The following is a 25,645-nucleotide window of genomic DNA, read 5'->3' on the forward strand; positions in this document are numbered from 1 at the left end:
AGACAGACTGTACAGCAGGTCAGGGGGTGCGGGCGAACTCACTCAAGGCGACGGAGGAGTTACGGCGCCGCCGCGTCGATCGCCTTCACGATCCGCTTGTCCGAGACCGGCTGGGCCGTCCCCAGGGCGTGCGCGAAGTAGCTCACCCGCAGCTCCTCGATCATCCAGCGGATGTCCAGCACCTCGCGCGGCACGGGCCTGCCCTGCGGCAGCTGCTCCAGCAGCCAGGCGTACTCGTCCTGCATCTCGTGGACCTTCTCCATGCGCGTGGTGTCGCGCTGGACGGCCGTCGGCATCTGCTGGAGCCTGCGGTCGACCGCGACGAGATAGCGCATCAGGTCGGGCAGCCGGCGCAGCCCCGTCTTCGTCACGAAACCGGGCGGCACGAGGAACGCCAGCTGGTCGCGTACGTCGGCGAGGTTGTTCACCAGCGCCAGGCTGTTCGTCGCCTTCAGCCGGCGCTCGCACGCCTGCCAGGCCGCCAGGATCTGCTGGACCTGGTTCACCGTGCGCACGGTCGTGTCCACCAGGTCGGCGCGGACCTTGTCGTACAGCTTCCGGAACGACTCCTCGTCCCAGGCCGGACCGCCGTGGTCCGCGATCAGCTTGTCGGCGGCGGCCGTCGCGCAGTCCTCGAAGAGCGCCTGGATCGAGCCGTGCGGATTGCGGGAGAGGGCCAGCTTCTGCTGGTTGCTCAGCTTGTCCGAGGCGAACTTCGCCGGGTTGACCGGGATGTTCAGCAGGACGAGCCGCCGCGTGCCGAGCCACATCGCCTGCTGCTGCTCGGCCTCGGTGTCGAAGAGCCGTACGGCGACGCTCCCGCCCTCGTCCACGAGCGCCGGGTACGCCCGGACCGGCTGCCCGGCCCTGCGGGTCTCGAAGACGCGGCTGAGCGTGCCGAAGGACCAGTCCGTGAGGCCCGTACGTTCGACGGACTCGCCCGCGGGGCCCGCGGTCGCCGCGGCGGCCTTGGAGAGGGCCTGACGGGCCTTGGGGCGCAGCTTGAGGCGCAGCGCCTCCAGGTCCTTGTCCTCGGCCAGGTTCCTGCGGCGTTCGTCGACGATCCGGAACGTGATCTTCAAGTGGTCCGGGACGCGGGAGAGGTCGAAGTCGTCGGCCTCGACGGGGACGCCGACCATCCGCTTCAGCTCGCGCGCGAGCGTGAGCGGCAGCGGCTCCTGGAGCGGCACGGCGCGGTCGAGGAACTTGCGCGCGTAGTCCGGGGCCGGGACGTAGTGCCGGCGGATCGGCTTGGGCAGCGAGCGGATCAGCTCGGTCACGACCTCCTGGCGCAGGCCCGGGATCTGCCAGTCGAAGCCCTCGGAGGTGACCTGGTTGAGCACCTGGAGCGGGATGTGGACGGTCACGCCGTCCGCGTCCGCGCCCGGCTCGAACTGGTAGGTCACCCGGAACTTGAGCTTCCCCTGCCGCCAGGAGTCGGGGTAGTCGTCCTTGGTGACCGCCCCGGCCTTCTCGTTGATGAGCATCTCGCGCTCGAAGTCGAGGAGTTCGGGCTCCTCGCGCTTCTTGTGCTTCCACCACGAGTCGAAGTGCGCCCCCGAGACGACGTGTTCGGGGATGCGCTTGTCGTAGAAGTCGAAGAGCGTCTCGTCGTCCACCAGGATGTCGCGGCGGCGGGCCCGGTGCTCCAGCTCCTCGACCTCGGTGAGGAGCTTGCGGTTGTCCGCGTAGAACTTGTGGTGGGTACGCCAGTCACCCTCGACCAGGGCGTTGCGAATGAAAAGGTCGCGGCTCGTCTCCGGGTCGATCCGGCCGTAGTTCACCTTGCGCTGGGCGACGATCGGCACGCCGTACAGCGTCACCCGCTCGTACGCCATGACGGCCGCCTGGTCCTTCTCCCAGTGCGGCTCGCTGTACGTGCGCCTGATGAGGTGCTGGGCGAGCGGTTCGATCCACTCCGGTTCGATCCTCGCGTTGACCCGCGCCCACAGGCGTGACGTTTCGACCAGCTCCGCGGACATGATGAAACGGGGCTGCTTCTTGAACAGCGCCGAGCCGGGGAAGATCGCGAACTTGGCGCTGCGGGCCCCGAGGTACTCGTTCTTCTCGGTGTCCTTCAGCCCGATGTGGGAGAGCAGTCCGGCCAGCAGGGACTGGTGCACGGACAGCTCGGGCGCGTCGTCCTCGTTGACGTGTATGCCCATCTGCTTCGCGACCGACCGCAGCTGGGTGTAGATGTCCTGCCATTCGCGAATGCGCAGAAAGTTCAGATACTCCGACTTGCACATCCGCCGGAAGCTGGAGGAGCCGCGCTCCTTCTGCTGCTCCCGGACGTACCGCCAGAGGTTGAGATAGGCGAGGAAGTCCGACGTCTCGTCCTTGAAGCGGGCGTGCTGCTGGTCCGCCTGCTGCTGCTTCTCGGAGGGGCGCTCGCGCGGGTCCTGGATGGAGAGCGCGGAGGCGATCACCATGACCTCGCGCACGCAGCCGTTCTTGTCGGCCTCCAGCACCATGCGGGCCAGCCGGGGGTCGACGGGGAGCTGGGCCAGCTTGCGGCCCTGCTCGGTGAGCCGCTTCTTCGGGTCCTTCTCGGCCGGATCGAGCGCTCCGAGCTCCTGGAGGAGCTGGACGCCGTCGCGGATGTTGCGGTGGTCCGGCGGGTCGATGAAGGGGAACTTCTCGATGTCGCCGAGACCGGCGGCGGTCATCTGGAGGATGACGGACGCGAGGTTCGTGCGCAGGATCTCGGCGTCGGTGAACTCGGGGCGGGTGAGGAAGTCGTCCTCGGCGTACAGCCGGATGCAGATGCCGTCGGACGTACGGCCGCAGCGGCCCTTGCGCTGGTTGGCGCTGGCCTGGCTGATCCGCTCGATCGGCAGGCGCTGCACCTTGGTGCGGTGGCTGTAGCGGGAGATGCGGGCGGTGCCCGGATCGATCACGTACTTGATGCCGGGGACGGTGAGCGAGGTCTCCGCGACGTTGGTGGCGAGGACGATCCGGCGGCCCGTGTGGCGCTGGAAGACGCGGTGCTGCTCGGCGTGCGACAGGCGCGCGTACAGGGGGAGGACCTCGGTGTGGCGGAGGTTCCTCTTGTTGAGCGCGTCGGCGGTGTCGCGGATCTCCCGCTCGCCGGAGAGGAAGACCAGGATGTCGCCCGGCCCCTCGGCCTGGAGCTCGTCGACCGCGTCCGCGATGGCGGTGATCTGGTCGCGGTCGGAGTCGTCGCCCTCCTCTTCGAGGAGGGGACGGTAGCGGACCTCGACGGGGTACGTACGGCCGCTGACCTCGACGATCGGCGCGTCGCCGAAGTGGCGCGAGAAGCGCTCGGGGTCGATGGTCGCGGAGGTGATGACGACCTTGAGGTCCGGGCGCCGGGGCAGCAGCTGGGCGAGGTAGCCGAGGAGGAAGTCGATGTTGAGCGACCGCTCGTGGGCCTCGTCGATGATGATCGTGTCGTACTCGCGCAGCTCGCGGTCCGTCTGGATCTCGGCGAGCAGGATGCCGTCCGTCATGAGCTTGACGAAGGTCGCGTCCGGATTGACCTGATCGGTGAACCGGACCTTCCAGCCGACCGCCTCGCCGAGCGGGGTCTTCAACTCGTCCGCGATGCGTTCGGCGACGGTGCGGGCGGCGATGCGGCGGGGCTGGGTGTGGCCGATCATGCCCTTCACGCCACGGCCGAGCTCCATGCAGATCTTGGGGATCTGCGTCGTCTTGCCGGAGCCGGTCTCGCCCGCCACGATCACGACCTGGTGGTCGCGTATCGCCTCGGCGATGTCGTCCTTGCGCTGGCTGACCGGCAACGACTCCGGATACGTGATCTCGGGCATCTGGGCAGCACGCTGCGCCAGGCGGGCGGCGGACTTCTCCGCCTCGGCGGCGATTTCGTCCAGTACGGCCTGGCGGGCCTCGGGCTTGCGGATGCGACGGGCGCCGTCGAGACGGCGGCCGAGCCGGTGGGCGTCGCGCAGCGGCAGCCCTCCGAGCACGGTCTGGAGGTCGGCGAAGGAAGTAGACATACCTGATTCAGGATCTCACCCGCCGGTCGCGACTGGCGAACCGATTTCCGCGGGGCGCGGCCGGGGGAGCCTTTACGCTGTGGCGGACGTCCCCACACAGGAGATCCCGAGCCGATGCCCCAGGTCAGCCGCCGGCGCCGCGGTGCGGCGACCCCGAGTGGGCTGCTGGGCGCACTGCCTGCCCTGGTGCTGCTGATGCTCCTGGTGCTGTGCGCGGAGGCGGGAGGCGTCGGTCCGTCTGCCGGGCAGGCGCCGGCTCCCGCTCGCGCTCCGGGCACGGGCGCGGTGTCCGCCGCCGGTCCGGTGTCCGCCGCCGGCCCTGCGTCGGCTTCCGGGTCCGGTCCGGCGTCGGTGTCCGCACCGGGCGCGTTCTCGGTGTCGCCCACGGCCGCGGCCGCGGCGCCGGTTGTCACGTCGGCGGGGATGTCCGGATCCGATGCGGCGTCCGCGCCCGGTCCCCTTGCGGGACGGCCTACGGTCCCGGTTGCGGCTTCCCCGCCGGGCCCCGGTCCGGAGTCGTCCATGGTCCCGGTTGCGGCTTCCGCGCCGGGTCCTGTTCCGGAGCCGACCACGGTCCCGGTCACGGCGTCCGTTCTCGTGCCGGCGCGGGTGTCCGAAAGGGCTGCGGCGTCCGCCGGGGATACGGCCGCGCCTGCGGTCGCGGCCACCGGCACCGACTCGGCCGCACTTCCGGCCGCCGGCTCGCCGTCCGGCGGTCGTCAGGGGCCCGGCTGCCGTGACGGGCGCCGCGCCGCCGGGAGCGAGCCCATGGTGCCGCCGCGCCAAGGGGCGGCGTACGAGCTGCCGGGCGGCCTGCACCAGGCGTGGGCCGGCTCCGGTTCCTGGGGCGCCGAGGGCCTGGTCATGCGGCTCGCGCCGGGTCACCGGCCGCCGCCCCCGACCCCGCCGACCCCGATAGACCTCTCCGTCCTGCGGGTCTAGGCCGCGCCCGCGGCCCTCGTCCCACCCGCCGCCGGCCCGGGACGCCCGTACGTCCCGAACGGCGCAGGGGCCGGATCGCGCTGCGCGCGGGCACGGTCACGCCACCGCCCCGCACCCCTCACTTCCGCCTACCGCATTCCGTACAGGAGCCCTGAGACACCCATGACCTCCGCACCCCGCACGTCCCCCGGAACCAAGAAGTCCGCCGGCCGGGGCATCGCCGTCGGCGCGGCCGTCGCCGCTGCCGCCGTCCTCCTCGGCGTCGTCTCCTACACCGCCACCAAGCCCGGCGGATCCGGCGACGGGGCCGCCGCCGAGGTCTCCGCCGACCCGCAGGCCGGGCTCTACCCCGAGCTGGCCAAGCTCGCCCGCCGCGACCGGGACGACCCGCTCGCGCAGGGCCGGACCGACGCGCCCGTCGTGCTGATCGAGTACGCCGACTTCAAGTGCGGCTACTGCGGGAAGTTCGCCCGGGACACCGAGCCGGCCCTCGTGAAGAAGTACGTCGAGGACGGCACCCTGCGCATCGAGTGGCGCAACTACCCGATCTTCGGCAAGGAGTCCGACGCGGCGGCCCGCGCCGCGTGGGCGGCCGGCCGGCAGGGCCGCTTCTGGCAGTTCCACGCGGCCGCGTACGCCGAGGGCGCCAAGGAGAAGGGCTTCGGCCAGGCGCGGCTCGAGGCACTGGCCGAGGAGGCCGGGGTGAAGGACATCGCCCGCTTCACCCGGGACGCCGGCAGCGGGGCCGCCGCCGAGGCCGTGAAGGCGGACCAGGAGGAGGCGTACCGGCTGGGCGCCACCTCCACACCGTCCTTCCTGGTCAATGGCAGGCCGATTGCCGGCGCCCAGCCCGCCGGGACGTTCACGCAGGCGATCGAGGCGGCGGCGAAGGCCACGAAGGACGCGAAGGCGGGCCGGTGAGCGCCGACATCGGCTATCTCGCCGCCTTCCTCGGCGGGCTGCTCGCCCTGCTCAGCCCGTGCAGCGCACTGCTGCTCCCCGCCTTCTTCGCGTACTCGATCGATTCGACGTCACGGCTGACCGCCAGGACCGGCATCTTCTACGCCGGCCTGGCCACCACCCTCGTGCCGCTGGGCGCGGCCGGCTCGTACGCCGGACGGCTGTTCTACGGGCACCGCGACCAGCTCGTCCTCGCAGGCGGCTGGCTGATCGTCGCGCTCGGGGCGGCCCAGATCCTCGGCATGGGCTTCGCGTCCCGCCGTGCCGCCGCGCTCTCGGGCCGGATCAGGCCCACGACGGGGGTCTCCGTCTACGCGCTCGGGGCCGTCTACGGCCTCGCCGGCTTCTGCGCGGGCCCCATCCTCGGCAGCGTCCTGACGGTCGCGGCCCTCAGCGGCAGCCCGGTGTACGGCGGACTGCTGCTGGCCGTCTACGCGCTGGGCATGGCCGTCCCGCTGTTCCTGCTCGCGCTGCTCTGGGAGCGGTTCGAGCTGGGGAGGCGGCAGTGGCTGCGGGGGCGGGCGTTCACGGTGGGGCGCTTCGAGCTGCACACCACGTCCCTGCTGTCGGGCCTCTTCTTCATCGCCCTCGGCACGCTCTTCCTCGTGTTCGACGGAACGACGGCGCTGCCCGGCGTGCTGGACGTGGACGACTCGTTCGCCGTCGAGGAGTGGGTGAGCGGCCTCGGCGCGTCCGTGCCCGACGCGGTGCTCCTGACCGGCGTGGTGGCGGTGGTGGGCGTGGCACTGGCCGTGCGCACCCGCCGCCGCAAGGCGCCCGAGGAGGGATGACGAAAGGCCCCCGTCCACCGGACGGGGGCCTTCCAAGTGGTGGCTGGGGCCGGGATCGAACCGGCGACCTATCGCTTTTCAGGCGATCGCTCGTACCAACTGAGCTACCCAGCCACTCGGATCTCGCGATCCGCAGCGGTCCTGACGGGATTTGAACCCGCGGCCTCCACCTTGACAGGGTGGCGAGCACTCCAAACTGCTCCACAGGACCAAGCGTGGTGCGAGAACAAGTCTCGCACACGGTTGTGCGTGCCCCCAACGGGATTCGAACCCGTGCTACCGCCTTGAAAGGGCGGCGTCCTGGGCCACTAGACGATGAGGGCTAGAGCCCGCCTGGGCGCTTTGCAGCGCGTCGGGGACGTGAGAAGCATATGGGATGGCGGGACCGTTCGCCAAAACGGTTTACGGGGAGGGCCGGGGCGGCGTGGCGGACGGGGTCCCCGAGGTGGGGGCGCCCGGCCGGTTCTCCTCCGGGAGACGGCGGCTGACCTCGGCCGTCGTCAGGCCCAGGCCCCCCAGCGTGACCTCGTCCCACGCCTGTAGCCGCTTGGTCGAACGGTCCAGATAGAGCACCGACGTACGCACCTTCTCCGGCTCGTCGTTCTGGAGCGCGCGCAGGCCGCCGCCGCCCGTCGAGCCCTCGATCTTGAGGCGGGTGCCGTGCTTGAGCACCTGCGTCCTGCGGTTGTGCACGTGCCCTGCCAGGACGAGCGGGACGGTGCCGTCCGTCTCGCGGGCCGCGACCGGGTTGTGCGCCACCGCGATGTCGACCGGCGTACCGGCGCGCCGCTGGTCGCGCAGGGCGGAGGCGAGGCGTATTCCGGCCATGCGTTCGGCCGGGTCGCCCTGCGCCTCGACCGAGCGGTCCGGGGTGAACTGCGGGTCGCCGGTGCCGGCCACCCGGATGCCCGCCACGGTGACCGCCCGGCCCTCGTCGAGCACGTGGACGTTCTTGAGCCCTTCGAGGTAGTCCTGGGTGGCGAGCGAGTCGTGGTTGCCCCGGACCCAGACGTACGGCGCTCCCAGGTCGGAGATCGGGTCGAGGAAGCCGTTCTCGGCGGCGCTGCCGTGGTCCATGGTGTCGCCGGAGTCGATGATCAGGTCGATGTCGTACTGCTCGACGAGCGAGCCGACGATGTGCCAGGACGCCGGGTTGAGATGGATGTCCGAGACGTGCAGGACCCGCATCGTCGCCGGGTCAGGCTGGTAGGTGGGCAGCGTCGAGGTGGCGTCGTACAGCTTCGTCACGTTGGTGACCAGGCGCGCCAGCTCCTTCTGGTAGACGTCGAACTCGCTCACGATGCTGCGCGCGTTGCCAACGACCGAGGGCGCGGAGGACAGCAGGCCGGAGAACTTCGGCTCCAGGACCGACTTCGGGTTCCAGGTGGCGTACGCGCTGACGGCCGACGCCGTCAGCAGGGCCAGCGCGAGACCGCCCGCCGCGAGGGCGCGGCGCGGGCGGCGGTAGACGGCGAGGCCGAGGGCGGTGGCGCCGGACACCACGGCGACGCAGGAGCGGACGGCCAGCTCGGTGGCGCCGTCGGCGACGTCCCGGGTGACCTCCTCCTGGAGGCCGGAGAGGCGTTCGGGGTGTGCGACGAGGGCCTGGGAGCGGGCCGGGTCGAGCTGGTCGACGTCCACGTCCAGGCGCAGGGGAGCGGTGTGGGTGTCGAGTTCGAGGGCGCCCAGCGGCGAGACGTTGATCTTCGTGCCGCCGGCGGCGGACGCGCGGAGCGTCATGGTCGTGTCCATCGGACCGACCGGAGTACGGACACTGCCGACGATCAGCAGGCCGAGCCACGCGCCGCACAGCACCACGGCGGCGAGACCGAGCACCCGGGCGTAGGGGTGCGGGGTCTGTACGAGAGTGCTGGTGGGGGCGGTGTCACGGGAGCGGTAGTGGTGTCGCAGACGGGTCAGCGTGGCACGAAAGGGAGCGCGGGCCATTGGTCCCGTATGCCCGCACGGGACCGCGCCCATGCCCGGCGGCCACCGGCCCCACCCCGACGCGCGGAATTACGTGACAATGGCCGGGTGCTGGAGATGACGCGTGAGGAGTTCGAGGAACTGGTCGCCGAGGCGCTGGACAGGATCCCGCCGGAACTGACGCGGCTGATGGACAACGTCGCGGTGTTCGTGGAGGACGAGCCGCCGGCCGACCACCCCGACCACGGCCCCGACCTGCTCGGGCTGTACGAGGGAACGCCCCTGACGGACCGTGGCGAGTGGTACGCCGGGGTGCTGCCGGACCGGATCACGATCTACCGGGGGCCGACCCTGCGGATGTGCGAGTCCCGGGAGGACGTCGTCGCCGAGACGGAGATCACCGTCGTCCACGAGGTGGCGCACCACTTCGGGATCGACGACGAGAGGCTGCACGCGCTGGGGTACGGGTGAGCGGGGCGCCCGGCCCCGGTGACGCCGTCGACCCCGATGTCGACCTGCGGGTGCCCGCCCAGCGCGCCGAGACCGCCGGGCGCGGCATGTGGCGGGTGCTCGGCGCGGTCTCGGCCGGCGGGGTGCTGGGCGCGCTGGGGCGGCACGGGGCGGCGGTGCTCTGGCCGGGGAGCGTGTGGACGACCCTCGGCGTCAACGTGCTGGGCTGCGCGCTGATCGGCGTGCTGATGGTGCTGCTGGCCGAGCGGGGCCGGGGGCACGCCTTGGTCCGGCCGTTCCTCGGGGTCGGCGTCCTCGGCGGCTTCACGACCTTCTCGACGTACGCCGCGGACGTGGCCCGGCTGCTGGAGCGGGGGCAGGCGCTCACCGCCGCGGCGTACGCCGCCGGGACGCTCGCGGGGGCGCTGGGCGCGGTGTGGGCCGGGGTGGCGGTGACGCGGGCGGCCGTGGGCGGGGCCGGGGCGCCCTCGTGAGCTGGCTGCTGGTGGCGGTGGGGGCGGCCGTCGGGGCGCCGCTGCGGTACCTGACGGACCGCGCGGTGCAGGAGCGGCACGACTCGGAGTTCCCCTGGGGGACGTTCGCGGTCAACGCGGGGGCGAGCCTGGTGCTGGGGGTGCTGACGGGGGCGGTGGTGTCCTCGGGGACGTACGCGCTGCTGGGGACCGGGCTGTGCGGGGCACTCTCGACGTACTCCACCTTCAGCTACGAGACGCTGCGACTGGCCGAGCGGGGCCGGTGGCTGTTCGCGCTGGCCAATGCGGGCGGTTCGCTCCTGGTGGGGCTCGGCGCGGTCTTCCTGGGGTGCGCGCTCGGGCAGGGGCTCGCGGCGTAGGGCCGGTTCGGGGGCGGTCGGGCCCGGCGGGCCCGTGGAGGGCCGTGGTCCTCGGGGCGGCCGGCGGCCACGGGCGCCTTCGCCGCGGGCCGCCCGGGCGTTCTCCGCCGTCAACCTTGCGTGTCCCTTGTGGGCCAAAGGGAGTTGGGCAGTGAAACCCGCCCGCCGTGCCCCGGAGGTGCCGCTCGTGCGCCAGTTGCCCCCGCCTGTCCGATTGGCCCCAGCCAGATTCGCCGCCGCCGTCCTCGCGGTCGCCGCCTCCGCAGGCTGCATGAGCGTGAGCGACGAGGGAGGCAAGCCGGCGCCGTCCCGTTCGGCGGCCGGGCGGGAGGCGGCGGCGGCGGAGCACGACGGCGGCCGGGCGCAGACCGGGACCGGGATCGGCCGTACGAGCGGACGGGTCCAGGAGGACCGCGGCGGCGGCAGGAAGGCGAAGGACGACAAGGCGCGGGACGATCCGAAGAAGAGCCCCGGCGCGTCGCCCGGTGTCTCGGCCGCGCCCTCGAAGAGCCGCGAGGCCCTGCCCCGGGGCGGACACCCCCGGCCGAAGCCGCCGCGCCCCGGTGTCCCGGCGCCGAGTCACGACACGCCGGCGCCGACGCAGCCCCCGGAGCCTCCCGAGCCGCCCCCGGCCACCGAGCCGCCGCCCCCGGAGCCGTCCGAGACGGAGCCGACCCCGCCGCCGCCCTCGGCATCGCCGGCGGCGGACACGCAGACGGCGGCGATGGGGCAGCGGCGCGAACTGCGACGCGAACCGGAGGCATCGCCGCAGGTGGGGCCGGTGTAGCGACCCCGGTTTGCCAGAAGGGGGGGAGGGTGCGTATGGTTATAGATCGTTTGATCCCATTGCCCGGCGCCATTGAGTTCTCGTAAAGAACGAGGACCTGGAGCGCCCCGTGGCGCGTACTCTCCCTTACCGTGACTGACCGCACTGAGGCGGTCGATTTGCGATTGATTTGCGATTTCACGGAGTTTGGGCGCGTGCCGAGACTCCGAGAGGTTTCGCATTTCGTATGTCCATTTCCAGCACTGACCGCACCGCCATGCCCGAGAACGAGACGGTCGTAGAGGCCGCCGACGTCATCGAGGCCGCCGAGGTCATCACCGAGGCCCCCGCCGACACCGCCGAGCTCGCCGACAGCACCGAGCTCGCCGAGAGCGCCGACGCGATCGAGGCCGACGAGGCCGACGAGAACACCGAGCCCTCCGTGACCTTCGCCTCCCTGGGCCTGCCGGACGGTGTCGTCCGCAAGCTGGCGCAGAACGGTGTCACCAGCCCCTTCCCGATCCAGGCCGCGACCATCCCGGACGCCCTGGCCGGCAAGGACATCCTCGGCCGCGGCCGTACCGGCTCCGGCAAGACGCTCTCCTTCGGTCTGCCGACCCTGGCCCAGCTGGCCGGCGGTCACACCGAGAAGAAGAAGCCCCGCGCGATCATCCTGACCCCGACGCGTGAGCTCGCGATGCAGGTCGCGGACGCGCTTCAGCCCTACGGCGACGTACTCGGCCTGAAGATGAAGGTCGTCTGCGGCGGTACGTCCATGAGCAACCAGATCTACGCCCTGGAGCGTGGCGTCGACGTCCTCGTCGCCACCCCGGGCCGTCTGCGCGACCTCCTCAACCGGGGCGCCGCGTCGCTCGAGAACGTCCAGGTCGCCGTCCTCGACGAGGCCGACCAGATGTCCGACCTGGGCTTCCTGCCCGAGGTCACCGAGCTGCTCGACCAGATCCCCGGCGGCGGCCAGCGCATGCTCTTCTCCGCCACCATGGAGAACGAGATCAGCACGCTGGTCAAGCGCTACCTGACCAACCCGGTCACCCACGAGGTCGACAGCGCCCAGGGCAACGTCTCGACCATGACCCACCACGTCCTCGTCGTGAAGCCGAAGGACAAGGCGCCGGTCACGGCCGCGATCGCCGCCCGCAAGGGCCGCACGATCATCTTCGTCCGCACCCAGCTGGGCGCGGACCGCATCGCCGAGCAGCTCCAGGACTCGGGCGTCAAGGCCGACGCGCTGCACGGCGGCATGACGCAGGGCGCCCGTACGCGCGTCCTCGAAGACTTCAAGAAGGGCTACGTCAACGCCCTGGTCGCCACCGACGTCGCCGCTCGCGGCATCCACGTCGACGGCATCGACCTGGTCCTGAACGTCGACCCGGCCGGTGACCACAAGGACTACCTGCACCGCTCGGGCCGTACCGCCCGCGCCGGCAAGTCGGGCGTCGTGGTCTCGCTCTCCCTGCCGCACCAGCGCCGCCAGATCTTCCGCCTCATGGAGGACGCGGGCGTCGACGCCTCGCGCCACATCGTCGGCGGCGCGGGCGCGTTCGAGCCGGAGGTCGCCGAGATCACCGGCGCCCGCTCGCTGACCGAGGTCCAGGCCGACTCCGCGAACAACGCCGCCAAGCAGGCGGAGCGCGAGGCCAAGGAGCTCACCCGTGAGCTGGAGCGCGTCCAGCGCCGTGCGACCGAGCTCCGCGAGGAGGCCGACCGCCTTGTCGCCCGTGCGGCGCGCGAGCGCGGCGAGGACCCGGACGAGGCCGTCGCCGAGATGGCGAAGGCCGCCGAGGCGGAGCTCGCGGCCGCCGAGGCCGCAGCCGCCGTGCCGGCGCAGGTCCCGGACCGCCGTGACGACCGCGGCAACTACCAGCGCCGTGACGACCGTGGCGGAGACCGCGGCGGTGACCGTGGTGGCTTCCGCCGCGACGACCGCGGTGGCGACCGTGGCGGCTTCCAGCGCCGTGACGACCGTGGTGGCGAGCGCGGTGGTTTCCAGCGCCGTGACGACCGTCCGGCGGGTGGCGACCGTGGTGGCCGTCCGTTCGAGCGTCGTGACGACAACCGCGGCGGTGGCTTCCGCCGCGACAACGACCGCCGTGACGACCGCGGTGGCGACCGTGGCGGCTTCCAGCGCCGTGACGACCGCCCGGCCACCGGTGGCGGCTTCCGCTCCGGCGGCGCCGACCGTCCGTTCAACCGCGACCGTCGTGACGACCGTCCGGCCACCGGCGGCGGCTTCCGTTCCGGCCACGACCGCCCGCAGGGCCGTCGTGACGACCACCGCGGCACCGGCACGGCGACCGGCTCCTTCGGCCGCCGCGACGACAAGCCGCGCTGGAAGCGCAGCTGATCCCCTGATCAACCGGTCGGCGTGACCGCCGACCTGCGAAGCGGGCCCGTTCTTCACGAACGGGCCCGCTTTTCTTTTCCCTTTCGTCACACACGTAACTGCTGTTACGCTCCGCGCACTTGCATGGGGGAGCACTGCCGGGGGGCGTGGCTCGATTCACTTCGCCGACGGCGCGCGCGACACGCAGCCGCCGTCGCTTCCCCGTGCCTTCTTCTGGCTCCCGGGGAGGGAACCGAGTGACACGTCATGCCCTTGCGCGCGGCACGATCGCCGCAGCCATGGGAATAGGGCTCACCGCAGTACTCGTGCCGCCGCACGTCGCGGCGGCGGACGGTGGCGTCCAAGGGGCGCAAGAGGTCGTGATTCCGGCGGAGTCGCGCGACACCGTCCGGCGGGCGGACCTTCAGGTGGGAATCGCCACCCGCGGTGCTGACGGCACCGGGCAGAAGGGCGTCTTCCACACCGAGGAGGGACTGACGGGCAAGCTCTGGACACGTTTCGAGGACGGCAAAACCTTCCCTGTCGGCCCCGCGCAGAACGGCGGCAGCGCCCAGCCCACGGGGAGCGACGCACTCGCCCACTCCGACGGGCGCAGCGTCGAGCTGCGTGACGCGGCCGACGGTTCCGTACGGACGATCACCGTCCCCGAGGGACAGACCTACGGGGTCACGTACGGCTCCACCGCCCTGACGGCGGAGCGGGTCCCGAACGGCGACGGCACGAACACCGTGACGCTCCACCTGCTGTCGCCGACCGCCGAGGGCGGCACCCGTGACGTGCCGGTGACCGGAATACCCGAGGGCGCGACGCTCATCGGGCCGAGGACCGGTGACGACACCTCCATCGTGGTCATGGCCGAGATCGGGGGCACCGGCCGGGCGATCGTCATCGACAAGGCCACGGGCGTGGTGAGCGGAGTCACCGCGCCGCTGCACGGCACGACCATGCACCCCCGACTGACTCCTGACCGGCTCGTCCTCTACAGCTCGACCGAACACACCTGGCTGTCCGTTCCCCGTGACGACCTCTCCGCCACCCCGACGCCGCTGCGACCGGGGGCGGAGCCGTCCAACCACCTCACCGGGTGGGCGGTGGTCGGCGACTGGCTCGTGTACGTACCGCGCTCCTCCACGGTCCAGGCGGTGCCGCTCGCGGGAGGGACGCCGGTCACACTGCTGGGCAGCAGCACTCGGACCGTGCTGACGGGGCCGGGCGGGACCGCGGTGGCGATCGGCGGCCAAGGGGCCCACGACTGGGGCATACGCCGCATCACCACGGGTCCGGACGGCAGCCCCCGAGTGACGACCGTCAAGAAGCTGGACCCGGTGCCCGCCGTTGTGGAAGGGCTGTCGCTCGCCCACGGGCGGCTGGCCTTCGCGGACGACGACGCGGGCGCGCGGCGCGGCTACGGGCGCACGCTGAACGCCACCGGCACCCCGACGTACGGCGCGCGCACGCCGCTCACTTCGAGCAGCGCGAGCCTGCCGTGGTGCGCGGACGACGATCCGGTCTGCGGCGGCTTCCACGGCGTCGGCGACGGACGGGTCGCGTGGCTGGACCGGGACTCGGAGGAACGTGATCTCGTGCGCGTCCAGGGCGCCGACGCCGACGACGGCCGCACGCTGGTCGTCCCCGAGGGCGGGGAAATCACCTCCGTCACCCCGGACCACCTGATCCACACCTCCCAAGCGGCGGGGAAGCAGACCGTCTACCGCCTCTCCGACGGCAAGGCACTCGTGCAGCGCGCCCCCGGCGCCGCCGCCGTCTGGGCGGGGCGGCTGTGGACCCCGGGCGCGGCGAAGGGCGTGGTCACCGCGCGGGACCTCGCCGCCGGGACGACCGTCGAGACGGCGGACACCGGCGCGAGCTGCGTGCCCGAGGAGCTCCAGGCGGTCGGGCGCTGGGTGTACTGGAGCTGCCCCTCGGGCGGTCCCGCCGGGGTGTACGACCGTACGGAGAAGAAGTCGGTGCGCGTGCCTTCGGGCGAGGCGCTGCTCGGTGACGGGTGGCTCGTCACGCACGACGAGGCCGCCGGGAAGCTCGTCCTCACCGCCGTGGACACGGGTGAGGCCCGCAGCCGTACGGTCGGAGACCTGCCCGGCACCGGCGTCTCGCAGCGGCACGTGCGGTGGACCGTCGACCGCTTCGGCGGGAACGCCGCCTACGTCGACGTCGACGAGCAGGTGCACCTGGTGCCGTCCGGGGTCCTCGGACAGCGCTTGACCACGGCCGGGGCCCCGGCCGACAGCACGAAGATCACGGCGCGCGCCTTCGACGCCGTACCGCAGACCGTCACCACCACTCCGCTGTCCAAACCCGCCGCGTCCTGGACGCTGACGCTGCGCGACAGGGGCACGGGCAAGGTCGTCGACACGGTACGCGGCGGGGCCGTGCGCGAGCGGCTCGCCGCGCACTGGCACGGCATGGTGCCCGGCGCGCAGGGCGATGTGCCCTTCCCGAACGGCACGTACGCCTGGACGCTGTCCGTCGCGCCCGCCGACGGCAACGGCCCCGCGCTGGAGCGGACGGGTACGGTCGCGCTGCGGGGCGCCTCGCCCGTACGCCACGACTTCGCCGGGGGCGACGCCGTCGGGGACCTGCTGACGCTGAACTCCTCCGGCAGCCTCACCTTCCAGCACGGGACCGGGACGGGGACGTTCTCCGGCAAGACGTCGGGCGGCGGCTGGCCGACCTCGGCGTACGCCGTGCCGTTCGGCGACGTGAACGGCGACCTGTGCAACGACGTGCTGGTGCGGCAGCCCTCCGGCGAGCTGCGCGCCTACCGGCCCGGCTGCGGGAAGCCGCTGACGCCGTCGACGGCGTACACCTCGGTCGGCACCGGATGGGGGCAGTACGACGTGCTGACCTCGCCCGGCGACATGAACGGCGACCGCCGCGCCGACCTGGTCGCCCGTCAGGCGTCGAGCGGAGACGTGTACTTCTTCGCCGGAGCGGCGGGCGGGAAGCTCGCCGGCAAGGTGAAGATCGGTTCGAACTGGAAGACGTACGGGCGGATCGCCGGCGCCGGTGACCTCACGGGCGACGGCCGGGCCGACCTCCTCGCGCACGACAGGTCCGGCGGCCTGTGGCGCTACGAAGGGACCGGCGAGGGCACGTTCAAGGGCCGCGTGCAGGTCTTCAAGGACTGGGGAAGGTCCTACAACGCCCTCGTCGGAGCCGGTGACCTGAACGGTGACGGCAAGGCCGACATCGTCGTGCGCGACTCCGCGGGCAAGCTCTTCCGCAACGACGGGAACGGCCGCGGGTCCTTCGGCGGCCGCACCCAGGTCGCCACCGGATGGCAGGGCTACAAGGGGCTGTTCTAGGGCTCCGCCCTTCCGCGACGGGCCGGGTAGCCGATACCCGATCGGCTACCGGGCTCGCTGCGGCTATGCTCGGGGGTGATTCGCCGAGGGCCGTTAGCTCAATTGGCAGAGCAGCGGACTTTTAATCCGTTGGTTGTGGGTTCGAGTCCCACACGGCCTACCGCCCGAGGCGTCCGGGGCATCCCGGTCGACCCGCACGTCAGCGCCCCGCCCGATCCGATCGGGCGGGGCGCCGACGCGTGCGCGGGCGGGTGCTCCGACATGCGGGTGCGCAAAAGCGTGGGAACACTGGTGGGCATGACGGAAAAGGCGCTTCTCGAAGGCGGGCCGGACGATCTGCGGGACCGGATCGTGCCGATCACGCCACCCGGACAAGAGCTGAAGATCCCGCACCGCGGCGGCTACGAGCACTTCAAGGTCACGTCGCGGCACCAGGAGACCGACCAGGGACGCGTGACGGTCTACGAGTGGTGGGAGCGCACGGAGATCGCCGAGTAACGGCGCTCCGGCGCGGGCGGGTTGAGCGGATCCGGCCGCGGGCCCCGGCCCGCCGGCCGTACCGGCGGCGGGGGCCCGTGGGGCGCGTGGTCGGGAGCGGTCCCCCCATGGCGTACAGTTGGGTTCAACGACGCGGGGTGGAGCAGCTCGGTAGCTCGCTGGGCTCATAACCCAGAGGTCGCAGGTTCAAATCCTGTCCCCGCTACTGAAGACGAAGGCCCGGATCTCGGAAGAGATCCGGGCCTTCGTTGTGTCCGCTGTCGTGTCGCGGACCGCCGCGGCCCCCGCCCGTCCCCCGTTCGGCCGCTCCCGATGGCCGCGCCGCGCGGCGGCGGCCAGCCTGGGCAGGGCCCGGTACCGTCCGCAGCCGGGTACGCGGCGAGGAGACCACGGTGGGGAAGAAGGGCGGGGCGGCCTCGCGGTTCGTCCGCGCGCTGCCCGTGCTGCTGATCGCGCCGAGGGGCAGCAGGACCGCCGGAGGACCGTGAGTCTGATCAGGCGTCCCGGGCTGCCGGACGGCCGAACCAGTGCAGGCTCTGACCGTGCGGCGCGGTGAAGGCGACCGCGCGTTCGTCGAGGGCCAGGGTGAGCAGGTGCTCGTCGTCGGGGGCGGGGGCGTCGAGCCACGGCAGCACGGTGTGGTGCTCGTTGGAGATCCAGTGGCCGGGCAGTTCGCGGACGAGCGCGGCGAACCGCTCACGGCGGGCGAGCGGCAGGTAGGTGAGCACGGCGGTGTGGAAGACGACCAGCGTGGCGTCCTGGGGAGCCTCGGCGGCCAGCGCCGGCAGTGCGTCGACCAGGTCGCCGCGGACGATGCGGGGCCGGGGAGCCGTACGCACGGCCTCGACGGCGGCGAGCTGCCGGCGCGGGCGCTCGGCGGGGCCGGGCCAGATCAGTGACTGGAGCCAGCGGATGTCGTCCTCGGCGGTGGCGTCGAGCGGGTTGAGGTCGATGCCGGCGCGCCACACGACGTCCGGGAGCGCGGTGGGCAGCGGCACGGGGCCCTCGGTACGGCAGTGGAAGGTGACGGGGGAGGCGCCGAGCACGGGGCCTTCGTCGTACCGGTAGGCGTAGCGGTCGGGGTGGAGGCACAGGCCGGCCGAGGCGCCGACCTCGACGAGCGCCAGGGGCTGGGGGAGGGCGGCGAGGAGGGGCAGCAGGGTGGCGCAGCGGGCGGGCTCGTTGGTCTGCGTGAACCGTTCGAGTACGACGGTGCGCACGGCGTCCCAGTGCGCCAGGGTCCAGGCGCGGAAGGACGCCCAGTCCTCGTACCGGCCGCCGAGGTAACGGACGGCGGCGAGGAGGAGATTGGGCTGCTGCTTGTTGCCGGGCGGGAGCGCGGCGACGAGGGCGCAGAGGTCTCCGTCCTCGCTGATGCGGGCGGTGAGTTCCGCGTACAGGGGAGAGACGCCGCGGGCCTGCTGCTCGGAGAACTCGCGGTAGCGGGCGGCCACGGACTGCGTGCTGTTGACAACCATGTGCCGAAGTTAGCCGCAGGGAACGGCTCGCCACGCTGCGTAGTCGGGGGATGCCCCTCCGCATAACGATTGACGAACCGTCATGCGACGGATGTTTTCTGAGTGGCGGTCAACTCGTCCGGCTGTGATGGCTTGTGTCCTGATTGGTTCAGGGCGAGGCCCTTAACGATCAGTTGGAACAGCTTGGAATCCGGAGCCGGTGTCTATTAACGTTCGATAACGCAGCGCGGTCGTCCCAGTCGTCGCAAGAGACGGCACCGTGCGCACGCGCCGAATCCCGCGAGGGAACCGGGGAACCACGTTCCTTGGGGTGAATCGGGCCGCTCCGTACCCACGGAGAGGCTCGTAGGAGACCTTCCTGCTCCGAACCCGTCAGCTAACCCGGTAGGCGAGAAGGAAGGAAAGGAGCACGCCCACGTGGCGTCCAACAGCCCTGCCCCCCACACCGCCATGCCCCCCTACGGGGCGGCCCACGACACCGGGAACCACGTCGGCGGGGAGGGGACCTGGGAGGAATGGAATCCCACCGAGGAATCCGTCCGTCCCGTGCGCGGCCGTCACCGGGTCGCCAAGCAGCGCGGCGGTCTCGGCCGCAGCTCCACCGTCCTCGGCGTCGGCGTCATCGCCGCTGTCGGCGCGGGTGGCATCGCCACCGCCCAGGACAAGCCGGCCATTTCGATCTCCCTTCCCGACGCGATAGCGGACTCGCTTCCCGACGCAGACCAACTACCCGGTGTCGGCGCTTTGATGTCCGACGACGCGGAACCCGACGCCGGTGAGGCGGGCGAGGCGGTCCTGGCAGCCGCCCCCCTGACGACCGCAGGCGTCACCACCGCCGACGCGCAGCAGGGCACCACCGACGCGGGCGAGGCCCTGCGCGCCCGCATCCTCCAGCAGGCCGAGCAGCAGCAGACCGCCGCCGACGCCGAGGCGAAGGAGGCCGCCGAGAAGGAGGCCGCCGAGAAGGCCGCGGCCGAGGCGCAGAAGCAGCAGAGCGCGGCGGAGGCCGAGGCGGCCGAGGAGAAGCGCGAGGCCGCGGAGAAGAAGCGCGAGGCGGAGGCGGAGGCCGCGCGCAAGGCCGAGGCGGAGCGGCTCGCCAAGCTGGCCGCCAGCTACTCGCTGCCGACCTCCTCGTACACGCTCACCTCGACCTACGGCCAGTCCGGCGCGATGTGGTCCTCCGGTCAGCACACCGGCCTCGACTTCGCCGCCCCGACGGGCACGCCGGTCAAGGCCGTGCACGGCGGCACGATCAAGTCCGCCGGCTGGTCCGGCTCGTACGGCTACCGCATCGTCCTGGAACTGGAGGACGGTACGGAGATCTGGTACTGCCACCTCTCCTCGATGACCGTCACGTCCGGCGACGTCGGCACGGGCGACGTCATCGGCCGCGTGGGCGCCACGGGCAACGTGACGGGCCCGCACCTGCACCTCGAAGTGCACACCCCGGACGGCGCCGGCGTCGACCCGGCCGCGTGGCTGCGCGGCAAGGGCCTCACCGTCTGACGGCTCCGGCCCTTCGCACCGCACTGTGCCGGGGTGTCCCACGGTTTCCCGCCGGACACCCCCGCGCGGCGCCCCTTTCGCCGGCAGCCCTGACGCACGCCCCCCGCGCCCAGGGCTGCCGGTCCGCGTGCGCGTCCGCCTCGGCTAGCCCTGCCGGTACGGGTTGTACACGGCGTAGTCCTGATGCGGCGGCGGCCCGTACCCGTACCCCTGTCCGTACCCGTACGGCGGCCGGGCGGGCGGCCACGGCGGCGGGGTCCGCACCCGGCCGGTGGCGCGCGCCGCGTACTCCAGGGCCGGACCGGCCACCTCCCTGCGCTGCCAGAGGTGGTGCAGCAGCTCCTGCTCACGGGCCGTGAAGTCCGCGTCCAGCGCACCCCGGTGGGCGCGGTGGCGGAGGAACGCGAGCGACGTGGCTGAGGCTTCGTACTCGGCCACGGCACGGGCGGCGGCACGGCCTCCGGTGCGCCCCGCCCCACCGTTCGAGTACGTACGCGCCGCCGCGCCCCGCGCCAGCGCCCGCGCCCGCATCGAGGAGAGGGCGAGCGGCTCGGCGGGCAGCAGCCAGCCGGCGGCGGCGTACGCGGGCAGCTCGGCGGCTATCGTCCGCAGCTCGCGCTGACGCGTCCACACCACCAGCCAGGTCAGCAGCCCGAAGGCGGGGACCATGAAAGCGCCGTACACCGCGTAGAAGCCGTAGGCCCCGAAGGCCGCCGAGCCGTTCCACAGGGCGTGCATCCCCATCGCGCAGAGCAGGCCGGCGACGGGCGGCGCGACGCGCCGCCACCGGCCCCGGCGCGTGGGCACGAGCGCGGCCAGACCGAAGCCGATGCCCGTCAGCACCGTGAACAGGGGATGCGCGAACGGCGACATCACTATGCGTACGAAGAAGGTCGCCGCGGTCACCGACGCGAGGCCGGACGCGCCGGCCTGCTGGTCCTCCCCGAAGGCGTTGCCGAGGTAAAGGATGTTCTCGGTGAAGGCGAAGCCGGTCGCCGTGAACCCGGCGACCACCACGCCGTCGACGACCCCGGTGAAGTCGCGTCTGCGGAAGACGAAGATCAGCAGCACGGCCGCCGCCTTCGCGCTCTCCTCGACGACCGGGGCTATCACCGTGGCGCCGAGGGATTCGGCCCCCGCCGGATCGGCGGTGGCCGTGGCTATCCAGCGGGTCGCGAAACTGTTCGCGATGATCGCGACGAGCGCGGCCGCGAACGCGCCCCACGCGAACGCGAAGAGGAGGTTCCGCCAGGGCTCGGGCTCCACCCGGTCCAGCCAGCGGAACGCCGACGCCAGCAACGGCACCGGCAGCACGGCGAGCCCCAGACCGACCAGGAAGCCCTGCGTGCCGGTCTGGTCGCGGACGATCGCGAGGATCACCAGGGCGCAGAGCGCCAGCGCCGTGATCACCGCGCCCGCGCGCACCGCCCTGGTGCGCCACCAGGCCCGGCGCGGCCGGTAGCGCCAGTGGGCAGGCGGCGGTACGGCGGTGAACCGCGGCTGCTGCTCGCAGTCCGGGACCGCCGGGTGCTGCCGGGGGTGCGGAGCGCTTTCGTACACCCGTCGACCCTAACGAGGGCCTCCGACAGTGACGATGGGGCCTGCGGTCCGGGCGCGGCCGGCTGGGCCCACCGGCCGCCCGGGCGCACCCGCCGGGCCGCGGGCCGTCAGCTCGTCCGCCCGGCCGTTCGGCCCTGGCGAGAGGCCGTCCGTCCGGCCGTCCGCCGGCGCCGGTGCGTCAGCGGCGGCGGAAGAGCAGGTCGTTCACGACATGGCCCTTGTCGAGGCCCTGGCCCTCGAACCGGGTGAGCGGCCGGAACGCGGGCCTGGGCGCGTAGCCGCCGTCCGGAACGGTGTTCTCGAAGTCGGGGTGCGCGGAGAGCACTTCCAGCATCTGCTCGGCGTACGGCTCCCAGTCGGTCGCGCAGTGCACGATCGCGCCGGGGGCGAGGCGGGGCGCGACGAGGTCCAGGAACTCCGGCTGGATGAGGCGCCGCTTGTGGTGCCGCTTCTTCGGCCACGGGTCGGGGAAGTACACGCGCAGGCCGGCCAGGGAGGCGGGCGGCAGCATCTCGCGCAGCAGGATGATCGCGTCACCGTTGGCGACCCGCACGTTGGTGAGACCGGCACGCTCGGCGAGGCCGAGGAGGTTGCCCTGGCCCGGCGTGTGCACGTCCACGGCGAGGATGCCGGTGGCGGGGTCCTCGGCGGCCATCTGCGCGGTGGCCTCGCCCATCCCGAACCCGATCTCCAGCACGACGGGCAGACCACGGCCTCCGAAGAGCTCGTCGAGGTCGAGGACGCGCTTGCCGTCGATGTCCAGGCCCCACTGGGGCCACAGCCGCTCCAGCGCCTCGGCCTGCCCCGTGGTCACCCTGCTGCGCCGCGGCTGGAAGCTGCGGATCCGCCGCTCGTGGTGCGAACCGGCGGGGTCGGGGGCGGGGCCGCCGGGAAAACGGGGCTCGCCCTTCGCTCGGTGGAAGGGGGAGACGTGGGGGGCGGCGGCGTCGCGGTGCACGCGGGAGGACTCAGACACAATGCCCCGATTCTACGGCGCGGCCCGCCGTGTGCGGAGCGACGAGTCGGCCGGCCGGTCCGCAGGGGTCGAGCCGGGGTCGAGCCGGGGTCGGCCGGGATCCGCGCGGCGGTCCGCGGCTGGCTCCCCCGGGCGGTCCGCGGACCGGTCAGACCGCGGCCCTACCCCTTCACCCCGCCCAGCACCTCCAGCGCCCGCCGCGCCACCTGTCTGCCGATCGGGAGCGAGGCCGTGGCCGCCGGGGACGGGGCGTTCAGGACGTGGATCGTGCGGGGCGCCTCCTGGATCAGGAAGTCGTCGACGAGGGTCCCGTCCCGCAGCACCGCCTGCGCCCGGACCCCCGCCGCGGCCGGCCGCAGGTCCGCCTCGCGGACGTCCGGCAGCAGCCGTCGGACCGCGTCGGCGAACGCGCGCTTCGACAGCGAGCGGTGCAGCTCCCCGGCCCCGTACCGCCAGTGGCGCCGGGCTATCCGCCACGAACCCGGCCAGGCGAGCGTTCCGGCCAGCTCGCGCGGCCGGACCGCCGACCAGGCGTACCCCTCCCGCGCGAGCGCCGGCACCGCGTTCGGCCCCACGTGCACGTTTCCGTCGATGCCCCGCGTCAGGTGCACCCCGAGGAAGGGGAACGCCGGGTCCGGCACCGGGTAGACCAGGCCGCGCACCAGCTCCGGGCGCGCGAGGTCGAAGTACTCACCGCGGAAGGGGACGATCCGCATGCCGGGGTCGTCGCCGGCCAGCCGCGCCACCCGGTCGCAGTGCAGCCCCGCGCAGTTCACCAGGACCCGCGCCCGCACCACCGCCCCGTCCGCCGTGCGGACCGCGACACCCCAGGTCCGCCGGTCCACGGCGGCCACCTCCGCGCCGTACCGGATCTCCGCGCCCGACGCGGCGAGGCTCTCCGCAAGCTGCCCCGCGACCGCCCCGTAGTCGCACACGCCGGTCGTCGCCACGTGGATCGCCGCCAGACCCCGTACGTCCGGCTCGTGCTCCGCGATCTGGGCCGCGCCCAGCTCCCGCACCGGAATGCCGTTCTCCCGCCCCCGCTGCACCAGCGCGTGCAGCCGCGGCAGCTCGTCCCGCTCGGTCGCGACGATCAGCTTGCCCGTGACCTCGTGCGCGATCCCGTGCTCCGCGCAGAACTTGATCATCTCCGCCGCGCCCCGCACCGCGTACCGCGCCTTGAGGGAACCCGGCCGGTAATAGATGCCGCTGTGGATCACGCCGCTGTTGCGCCCGGTCTGGTGCAGGGCGGGGGCCCGCTCCTTCTCCAGCACCGTCACGCGGGTGCCCGGGGCGGCGCGCGTGACGGCGTACGCCGCCGAGAGGCCGACGATCCCCGCACCGATCACCAGCACATCGCAGTCGAAACGGTCGTAGCGGTCGTACGGCATCGCTCACCTCCCACCGCGGCCATGTCCGGATCCGTGCTCCGGGGAAGCGTCCCCGGACTCCCGATGATGCACTGACCCACTGACAACGCCTTCAAACCACCGGGCCACGGCCCCGCCGAGCCCCGCCCCTACGCCGGCGCCACCACCAGCAGCGGCCGAGCCCGACGCCCCTGCACCGCGCCCCTACGCCGGCGCCACCAGCAGCGGCCGCGCCCGCTCCCGCAGCTCCGCGACCCGCGGCTCGTCGCCGTACGGCTCCAGCCGGTGCAGCAGGTCCCGGACGTACTCGGTGGTCCGCGCCGACGAGATTCGCCCCGCGACCTCCACCGCCCGCGTCCCCGCCGCGCACGCCGCGTCCAGGTTGCCGGACTCCAGCTCCGCGACCGCCGACACCACCAGCCGCAGACCGTGGGAACGTACGAACTCCTCCGTCGGCCGCGACAGCGCCTGCTCCGTGAACCGCCGCACCTGCCGCGGCGCCTTCAGGTCGCGGTAGCACTCCGCCGCGTCGGCCGCGAACCGGTCGTACGAGTAGAAACCCAGCCAGGACGGGTCGGCGTCGCCCTCCCGCGCCCGTTCCAGCCAGCCCTCCGCCGCCTTCAGCGCTCCGCCCGCCGCCTGCGCGTCCCCCGCCTTCGCGTGCGCCCGGGCCTCCACCAGCCGGAAGAAGCTCATGGTGCGCGCCGTGGCGAGCCCCCGGTTCCGCTCCAGCGCCGCCTGCGCCAGGTCGACCCCCTCGTCGGCGAACCCGCGGTAGGTCGCCTGGAGCGACATCGACGCCAGGATGTACCCGCCCAGCGGCACGTCGGCCGCCGCGCGCGCCAGCCGCAGCGCCTGGATGTAGTAGCGCTGCGCGGCCTCCTGCTGCCCGGTGTCGAAGGCCATCCAGCCGGCCAGTCGCGTGAGCTCGGACGTCGCGCCGAACAGCGAGCGGCCGACGTCGTCGCTGTACGAGCCGAGCAGCAGCGGCGCCGCGTCAACCCGTAAGCACTCCGGCACCATCGACGAACGCCAGTCCCCGCCGCCGTACTTGGAGTCCCAGCGCCGCGCGTCCTCCGCCGCCTCGCGCAGCTTGGCCACGTCCGCGTGGCCCACCCGCAGCGGCGTCGCGTCGGCCGCCGACTCCTCGGCCGCGGAATCCCGCGCCACCGAGGAGTCGGCCGGTGTTATCAGCCAGCGGGAAGCCGGAGTCGCGTACGCGCTGACCGCGAACGAACCGGCCAGCGACTGCCAGATGCCGCCGCTGCCCGCCCGGCGGCCGGCCAGATCCAGCCGGTACAGCTCGGTCGCCGAACGCACGGCCGCCGACACGTCGCGCGGGAAGGCCAGGCCGACCTCCGGCGCCGGATCCGCGTCCGCGAGCCCGATCTCGTGCAGCGGCACGGGCCGCCCCAGCTTGGCGCCGATGGCGGCGGCGATGAGATGGGGCGCGGCGCCCTGCGGCACCATGCCCTTCGACACCCACCGGGCCACCGACGTCTTGTCGTAGCGAAGTGTCAGGCCGCGTTGCGACCCCAGATCGTTGACCCGCCTCGCCAGGCCGGCGTTGCTGATTCCCGCGAGGGCGAGAACCGTGCCGAGCTTGTCGTTCGGCCCGCGTTGCTCCCTGGACATGCGCCACCCCTCGACACAGACAGCCGTCCGGCGGGACATGGCCGGCCGTTCCGCCCGCACAACCGCGCGGCCAGCCCAGCCGGAATATGCGGCCCGCTCAGAACATCAGTAAACCCAGCGTAGTTCTCCGCCTCCCGACCGTTAAGGGGCGGTGGTCCGTATGGCGAGATTCGTGTAGTTACACGAACGCCCGTGCCGACCCCGTGCTCCGTGCGTGTGGCCGTGCGCCCGCCCTGCGCTCTCGTCGGGCCGACGCCCCGGGC

Annotated in this window: 18 protein-coding genes, 5 tRNA genes and 1 riboswitch; of the genes, 13 read left to right on the forward strand and 10 right to left on the reverse strand. The window is 72.9% G+C overall.

Going from position 1 to position 25,645, the window contains the following annotated elements:
* Nucleotides 1–59: 59 nt before the first annotated feature.
* On the reverse strand, nucleotides 60–3,980 hold the full coding sequence (gene hrpA, locus ACWGH0_RS01330; protein ID WP_453402026.1) for an ATP-dependent RNA helicase HrpA: 3,921 nt from the start codon (nucleotides 3,978–3,980) through the stop codon (nucleotides 60–62).
* Between the two features lie 768 nt (nucleotides 3,981–4,748).
* Here hrpA and ACWGH0_RS01335 point away from each other — a divergent pair.
* The 3 genes from ACWGH0_RS01335 (at nucleotide 4,749) to ACWGH0_RS01345 (ending at nucleotide 6,673) form a co-directional block, all read left to right on the forward strand.
* The gene (locus ACWGH0_RS01335) at nucleotides 4,749–4,922 is read left to right on the forward strand and encodes a hypothetical protein (protein WP_453402027.1); all 174 of its coding nucleotides are present in this window, start codon (nucleotides 4,749–4,751) and stop codon (nucleotides 4,920–4,922) included.
* A 162-nt stretch (nucleotides 4,923–5,084) separates the two neighbouring features.
* Nucleotides 5,085–5,843 (forward strand): DsbA family protein, encoded by a 759-nt coding sequence (locus tag ACWGH0_RS01340; RefSeq protein ID WP_453402028.1) that lies wholly within the window; start codon nucleotides 5,085–5,087, stop codon nucleotides 5,841–5,843.
* Complete coding sequence (locus ACWGH0_RS01345) at nucleotides 5,840–6,673, forward strand: cytochrome c biogenesis CcdA family protein (protein WP_453402029.1); 834 nt, start codon at nucleotides 5,840–5,842, stop codon at nucleotides 6,671–6,673. Before ACWGH0_RS01340 ends, ACWGH0_RS01345 begins: the two co-directional genes overlap by 4 nt.
* Before the next feature lie 37 nt (nucleotides 6,674–6,710).
* Here ACWGH0_RS01345 and ACWGH0_RS01350 read toward each other — a convergent pair.
* From ACWGH0_RS01350 to ACWGH0_RS01365, 4 genes are all read right to left on the reverse strand, one after another.
* Nucleotides 6,711–6,787 (reverse strand) — tRNA-Phe (locus tag ACWGH0_RS01350).
* A gap of 22 nt (nucleotides 6,788–6,809) precedes the next feature.
* Nucleotides 6,810–6,884 (reverse strand) — tRNA-Asp (locus tag ACWGH0_RS01355).
* Between the two features lie 39 nt (nucleotides 6,885–6,923).
* Nucleotides 6,924–6,996, reverse strand: a tRNA-Glu gene (locus ACWGH0_RS01360).
* 79 nt (nucleotides 6,997–7,075) lie between these two features.
* On the reverse strand, nucleotides 7,076–8,620 hold the full coding sequence (locus tag ACWGH0_RS01365; protein ID WP_453402030.1) for a metallophosphoesterase family protein: 1,545 nt from the start codon (nucleotides 8,618–8,620) through the stop codon (nucleotides 7,076–7,078).
* An 87-nt stretch (nucleotides 8,621–8,707) separates the two neighbouring features.
* Between ACWGH0_RS01365 and ACWGH0_RS01370 the strand changes: the two genes are divergently transcribed.
* The 9 genes from ACWGH0_RS01370 to ACWGH0_RS01410 all read left to right on the forward strand — a co-directional run bounded on the left by ACWGH0_RS01370 (nucleotide 8,708) and on the right by ACWGH0_RS01410 (nucleotide 17,062).
* Complete coding sequence (locus ACWGH0_RS01370) at nucleotides 8,708–9,070, forward strand: metallopeptidase family protein (protein WP_189716198.1); 363 nt, start codon at nucleotides 8,708–8,710, stop codon at nucleotides 9,068–9,070.
* An 86-nt stretch (nucleotides 9,071–9,156) separates the two neighbouring features.
* Nucleotides 9,157–9,543: a fluoride efflux transporter FluC gene (locus ACWGH0_RS01375; protein ID WP_453402064.1), complete on the forward strand. Its 387-nt coding sequence runs from the start codon at nucleotides 9,157–9,159 to the stop codon at nucleotides 9,541–9,543.
* Nucleotides 9,540–9,902, forward strand: coding sequence for a fluoride efflux transporter FluC (locus ACWGH0_RS01380; protein ID WP_453402031.1), 363 nt, complete (start codon nucleotides 9,540–9,542; stop codon nucleotides 9,900–9,902). The genes ACWGH0_RS01375 and ACWGH0_RS01380 overlap by 4 nt, the downstream gene beginning before the upstream one ends.
* Nucleotides 9,903–10,173: 271 nt before the next feature.
* The gene (locus tag ACWGH0_RS01385; RefSeq protein ID WP_453402065.1) at nucleotides 10,174–10,689 is read left to right on the forward strand and encodes a hypothetical protein; all 516 of its coding nucleotides are present in this window, start codon (nucleotides 10,174–10,176) and stop codon (nucleotides 10,687–10,689) included.
* A 226-nt stretch (nucleotides 10,690–10,915) separates the two neighbouring features.
* Nucleotides 10,916–13,033 carry a DEAD/DEAH box helicase gene (locus tag ACWGH0_RS01390; protein ID WP_453402032.1) on the forward strand — a complete coding sequence of 706 codons (2,118 nt, stop codon included), beginning with the start codon at nucleotides 10,916–10,918 and terminating at the stop codon, nucleotides 13,031–13,033.
* 236 nt (nucleotides 13,034–13,269) lie between these two features.
* Nucleotides 13,270–16,359 carry an FG-GAP repeat domain-containing protein gene (locus tag ACWGH0_RS01395; protein WP_453402033.1) on the forward strand — a complete coding sequence of 1,030 codons (3,090 nt, stop codon included), beginning with the start codon at nucleotides 13,270–13,272 and terminating at the stop codon, nucleotides 16,357–16,359.
* Nucleotides 16,360–16,446: 87 nt separating this feature from the next.
* Nucleotides 16,447–16,519 (forward strand) — tRNA-Lys (locus ACWGH0_RS01400).
* Between the two features lie 137 nt (nucleotides 16,520–16,656).
* Nucleotides 16,657–16,857 carry a DUF5988 family protein gene (locus ACWGH0_RS01405; RefSeq protein WP_453402034.1) on the forward strand — a complete coding sequence of 67 codons (201 nt, stop codon included), beginning with the start codon at nucleotides 16,657–16,659 and terminating at the stop codon, nucleotides 16,855–16,857.
* 131 nt (nucleotides 16,858–16,988) lie between these two features.
* A tRNA-Met gene (locus tag ACWGH0_RS01410) sits at nucleotides 16,989–17,062 on the forward strand.
* 289 nt (nucleotides 17,063–17,351) lie between these two features.
* Here the strand turns inward: ACWGH0_RS01410 and ACWGH0_RS01415 are convergent.
* Complete coding sequence (locus ACWGH0_RS01415; protein ID WP_453402035.1) at nucleotides 17,352–18,335, reverse strand: DUF2332 domain-containing protein; 984 nt, start codon at nucleotides 18,333–18,335, stop codon at nucleotides 17,352–17,354.
* A gap of 258 nt (nucleotides 18,336–18,593) precedes the next feature.
* Nucleotides 18,594–18,741, forward strand: a riboswitch (cyclic di-AMP (ydaO/yuaA leader).
* An 11-nt stretch (nucleotides 18,742–18,752) separates the two neighbouring features.
* Between ACWGH0_RS01415 and ACWGH0_RS01420 the strand changes: the two genes are divergently transcribed.
* Entirely contained in the window at nucleotides 18,753–19,841 is a 1,089-nt protein-coding gene (locus ACWGH0_RS01420) for a M23 family metallopeptidase (RefSeq protein WP_453402036.1), read from the forward strand.
* A 144-nt stretch (nucleotides 19,842–19,985) separates the two neighbouring features.
* Here ACWGH0_RS01420 and ACWGH0_RS01425 read toward each other — a convergent pair whose 3' ends face one another.
* The 4 genes from ACWGH0_RS01425 to ACWGH0_RS01440 all read right to left on the reverse strand — a co-directional run bounded on the left by ACWGH0_RS01425 (nucleotide 19,986) and on the right by ACWGH0_RS01440 (nucleotide 25,382).
* The gene (locus ACWGH0_RS01425; protein ID WP_453402037.1) at nucleotides 19,986–21,401 is read right to left on the reverse strand and encodes a PrsW family intramembrane metalloprotease; all 1,416 of its coding nucleotides are present in this window, start codon (nucleotides 21,399–21,401) and stop codon (nucleotides 19,986–19,988) included.
* Nucleotides 21,402–21,579: 178 nt separating this feature from the next.
* On the reverse strand, nucleotides 21,580–22,359 hold the full coding sequence (gene trmB, locus ACWGH0_RS01430; protein ID WP_453402066.1) for a tRNA (guanosine(46)-N7)-methyltransferase TrmB: 780 nt from the start codon (nucleotides 22,357–22,359) through the stop codon (nucleotides 21,580–21,582).
* Nucleotides 22,360–22,538: 179 nt separating this feature from the next.
* Complete coding sequence (gene lhgO, locus ACWGH0_RS01435; RefSeq protein WP_453402038.1) at nucleotides 22,539–23,768, reverse strand: L-2-hydroxyglutarate oxidase; 1,230 nt, start codon at nucleotides 23,766–23,768, stop codon at nucleotides 22,539–22,541.
* A 183-nt stretch (nucleotides 23,769–23,951) separates the two neighbouring features.
* The gene (locus tag ACWGH0_RS01440) at nucleotides 23,952–25,382 is read right to left on the reverse strand and encodes an MFS transporter (protein ID WP_453402039.1); all 1,431 of its coding nucleotides are present in this window, start codon (nucleotides 25,380–25,382) and stop codon (nucleotides 23,952–23,954) included.
* Between the last annotated feature and the right edge of the window lie 263 nt (nucleotides 25,383–25,645).

The organism is Streptomyces sp. NPDC054887, from assembly GCF_053610585.1.

What these genes read in the sequence shown, in the direction of transcription:
- hrpA (WP_453402026.1), bottom strand. Translation starts at nt 3,980, where the DNA reads ATGTCTACTTCCTTCGCCGACCTCCAGACCGTGCTCGGAGGGCTGCCG.
- ACWGH0_RS01335 (WP_453402027.1), top strand. Translation starts at nt 4,749, where the DNA reads ATGGTGCCGCCGCGCCAAGGGGCGGCGTACGAGCTGCCGGGCGGCCTG.
- ACWGH0_RS01340 (WP_453402028.1), top strand. Translation starts at nt 5,085, where the DNA reads ATGACCTCCGCACCCCGCACGTCCCCCGGAACCAAGAAGTCCGCCGGC.
- ACWGH0_RS01365 (WP_453402030.1), bottom strand. Translation starts at nt 8,620, where the DNA reads ATGGCCCGCGCTCCCTTTCGTGCCACGCTGACCCGTCTGCGACACCAC.
- ACWGH0_RS01375 (WP_453402064.1), top strand. Translation starts at nt 9,157, where the DNA reads ATGTGGCGGGTGCTCGGCGCGGTCTCGGCCGGCGGGGTGCTGGGCGCG.
- ACWGH0_RS01385 (WP_453402065.1), top strand. Translation starts at nt 10,174, where the DNA reads ATGAGCGTGAGCGACGAGGGAGGCAAGCCGGCGCCGTCCCGTTCGGCG.
- ACWGH0_RS01390 (WP_453402032.1), top strand. Translation starts at nt 10,916, where the DNA reads ATGTCCATTTCCAGCACTGACCGCACCGCCATGCCCGAGAACGAGACG.
- ACWGH0_RS01405 (WP_453402034.1), top strand. Translation starts at nt 16,657, where the DNA reads ATGACGGAAAAGGCGCTTCTCGAAGGCGGGCCGGACGATCTGCGGGAC.
- ACWGH0_RS01415 (WP_453402035.1), bottom strand. Translation starts at nt 18,335, where the DNA reads ATGGTTGTCAACAGCACGCAGTCCGTGGCCGCCCGCTACCGCGAGTTC.
- lhgO (WP_453402038.1), bottom strand. Translation starts at nt 23,768, where the DNA reads ATGCCGTACGACCGCTACGACCGTTTCGACTGCGATGTGCTGGTGATC.
- ACWGH0_RS01440 (WP_453402039.1), bottom strand. Translation starts at nt 25,382, where the DNA reads ATGTCCAGGGAGCAACGCGGGCCGAACGACAAGCTCGGCACGGTTCTC.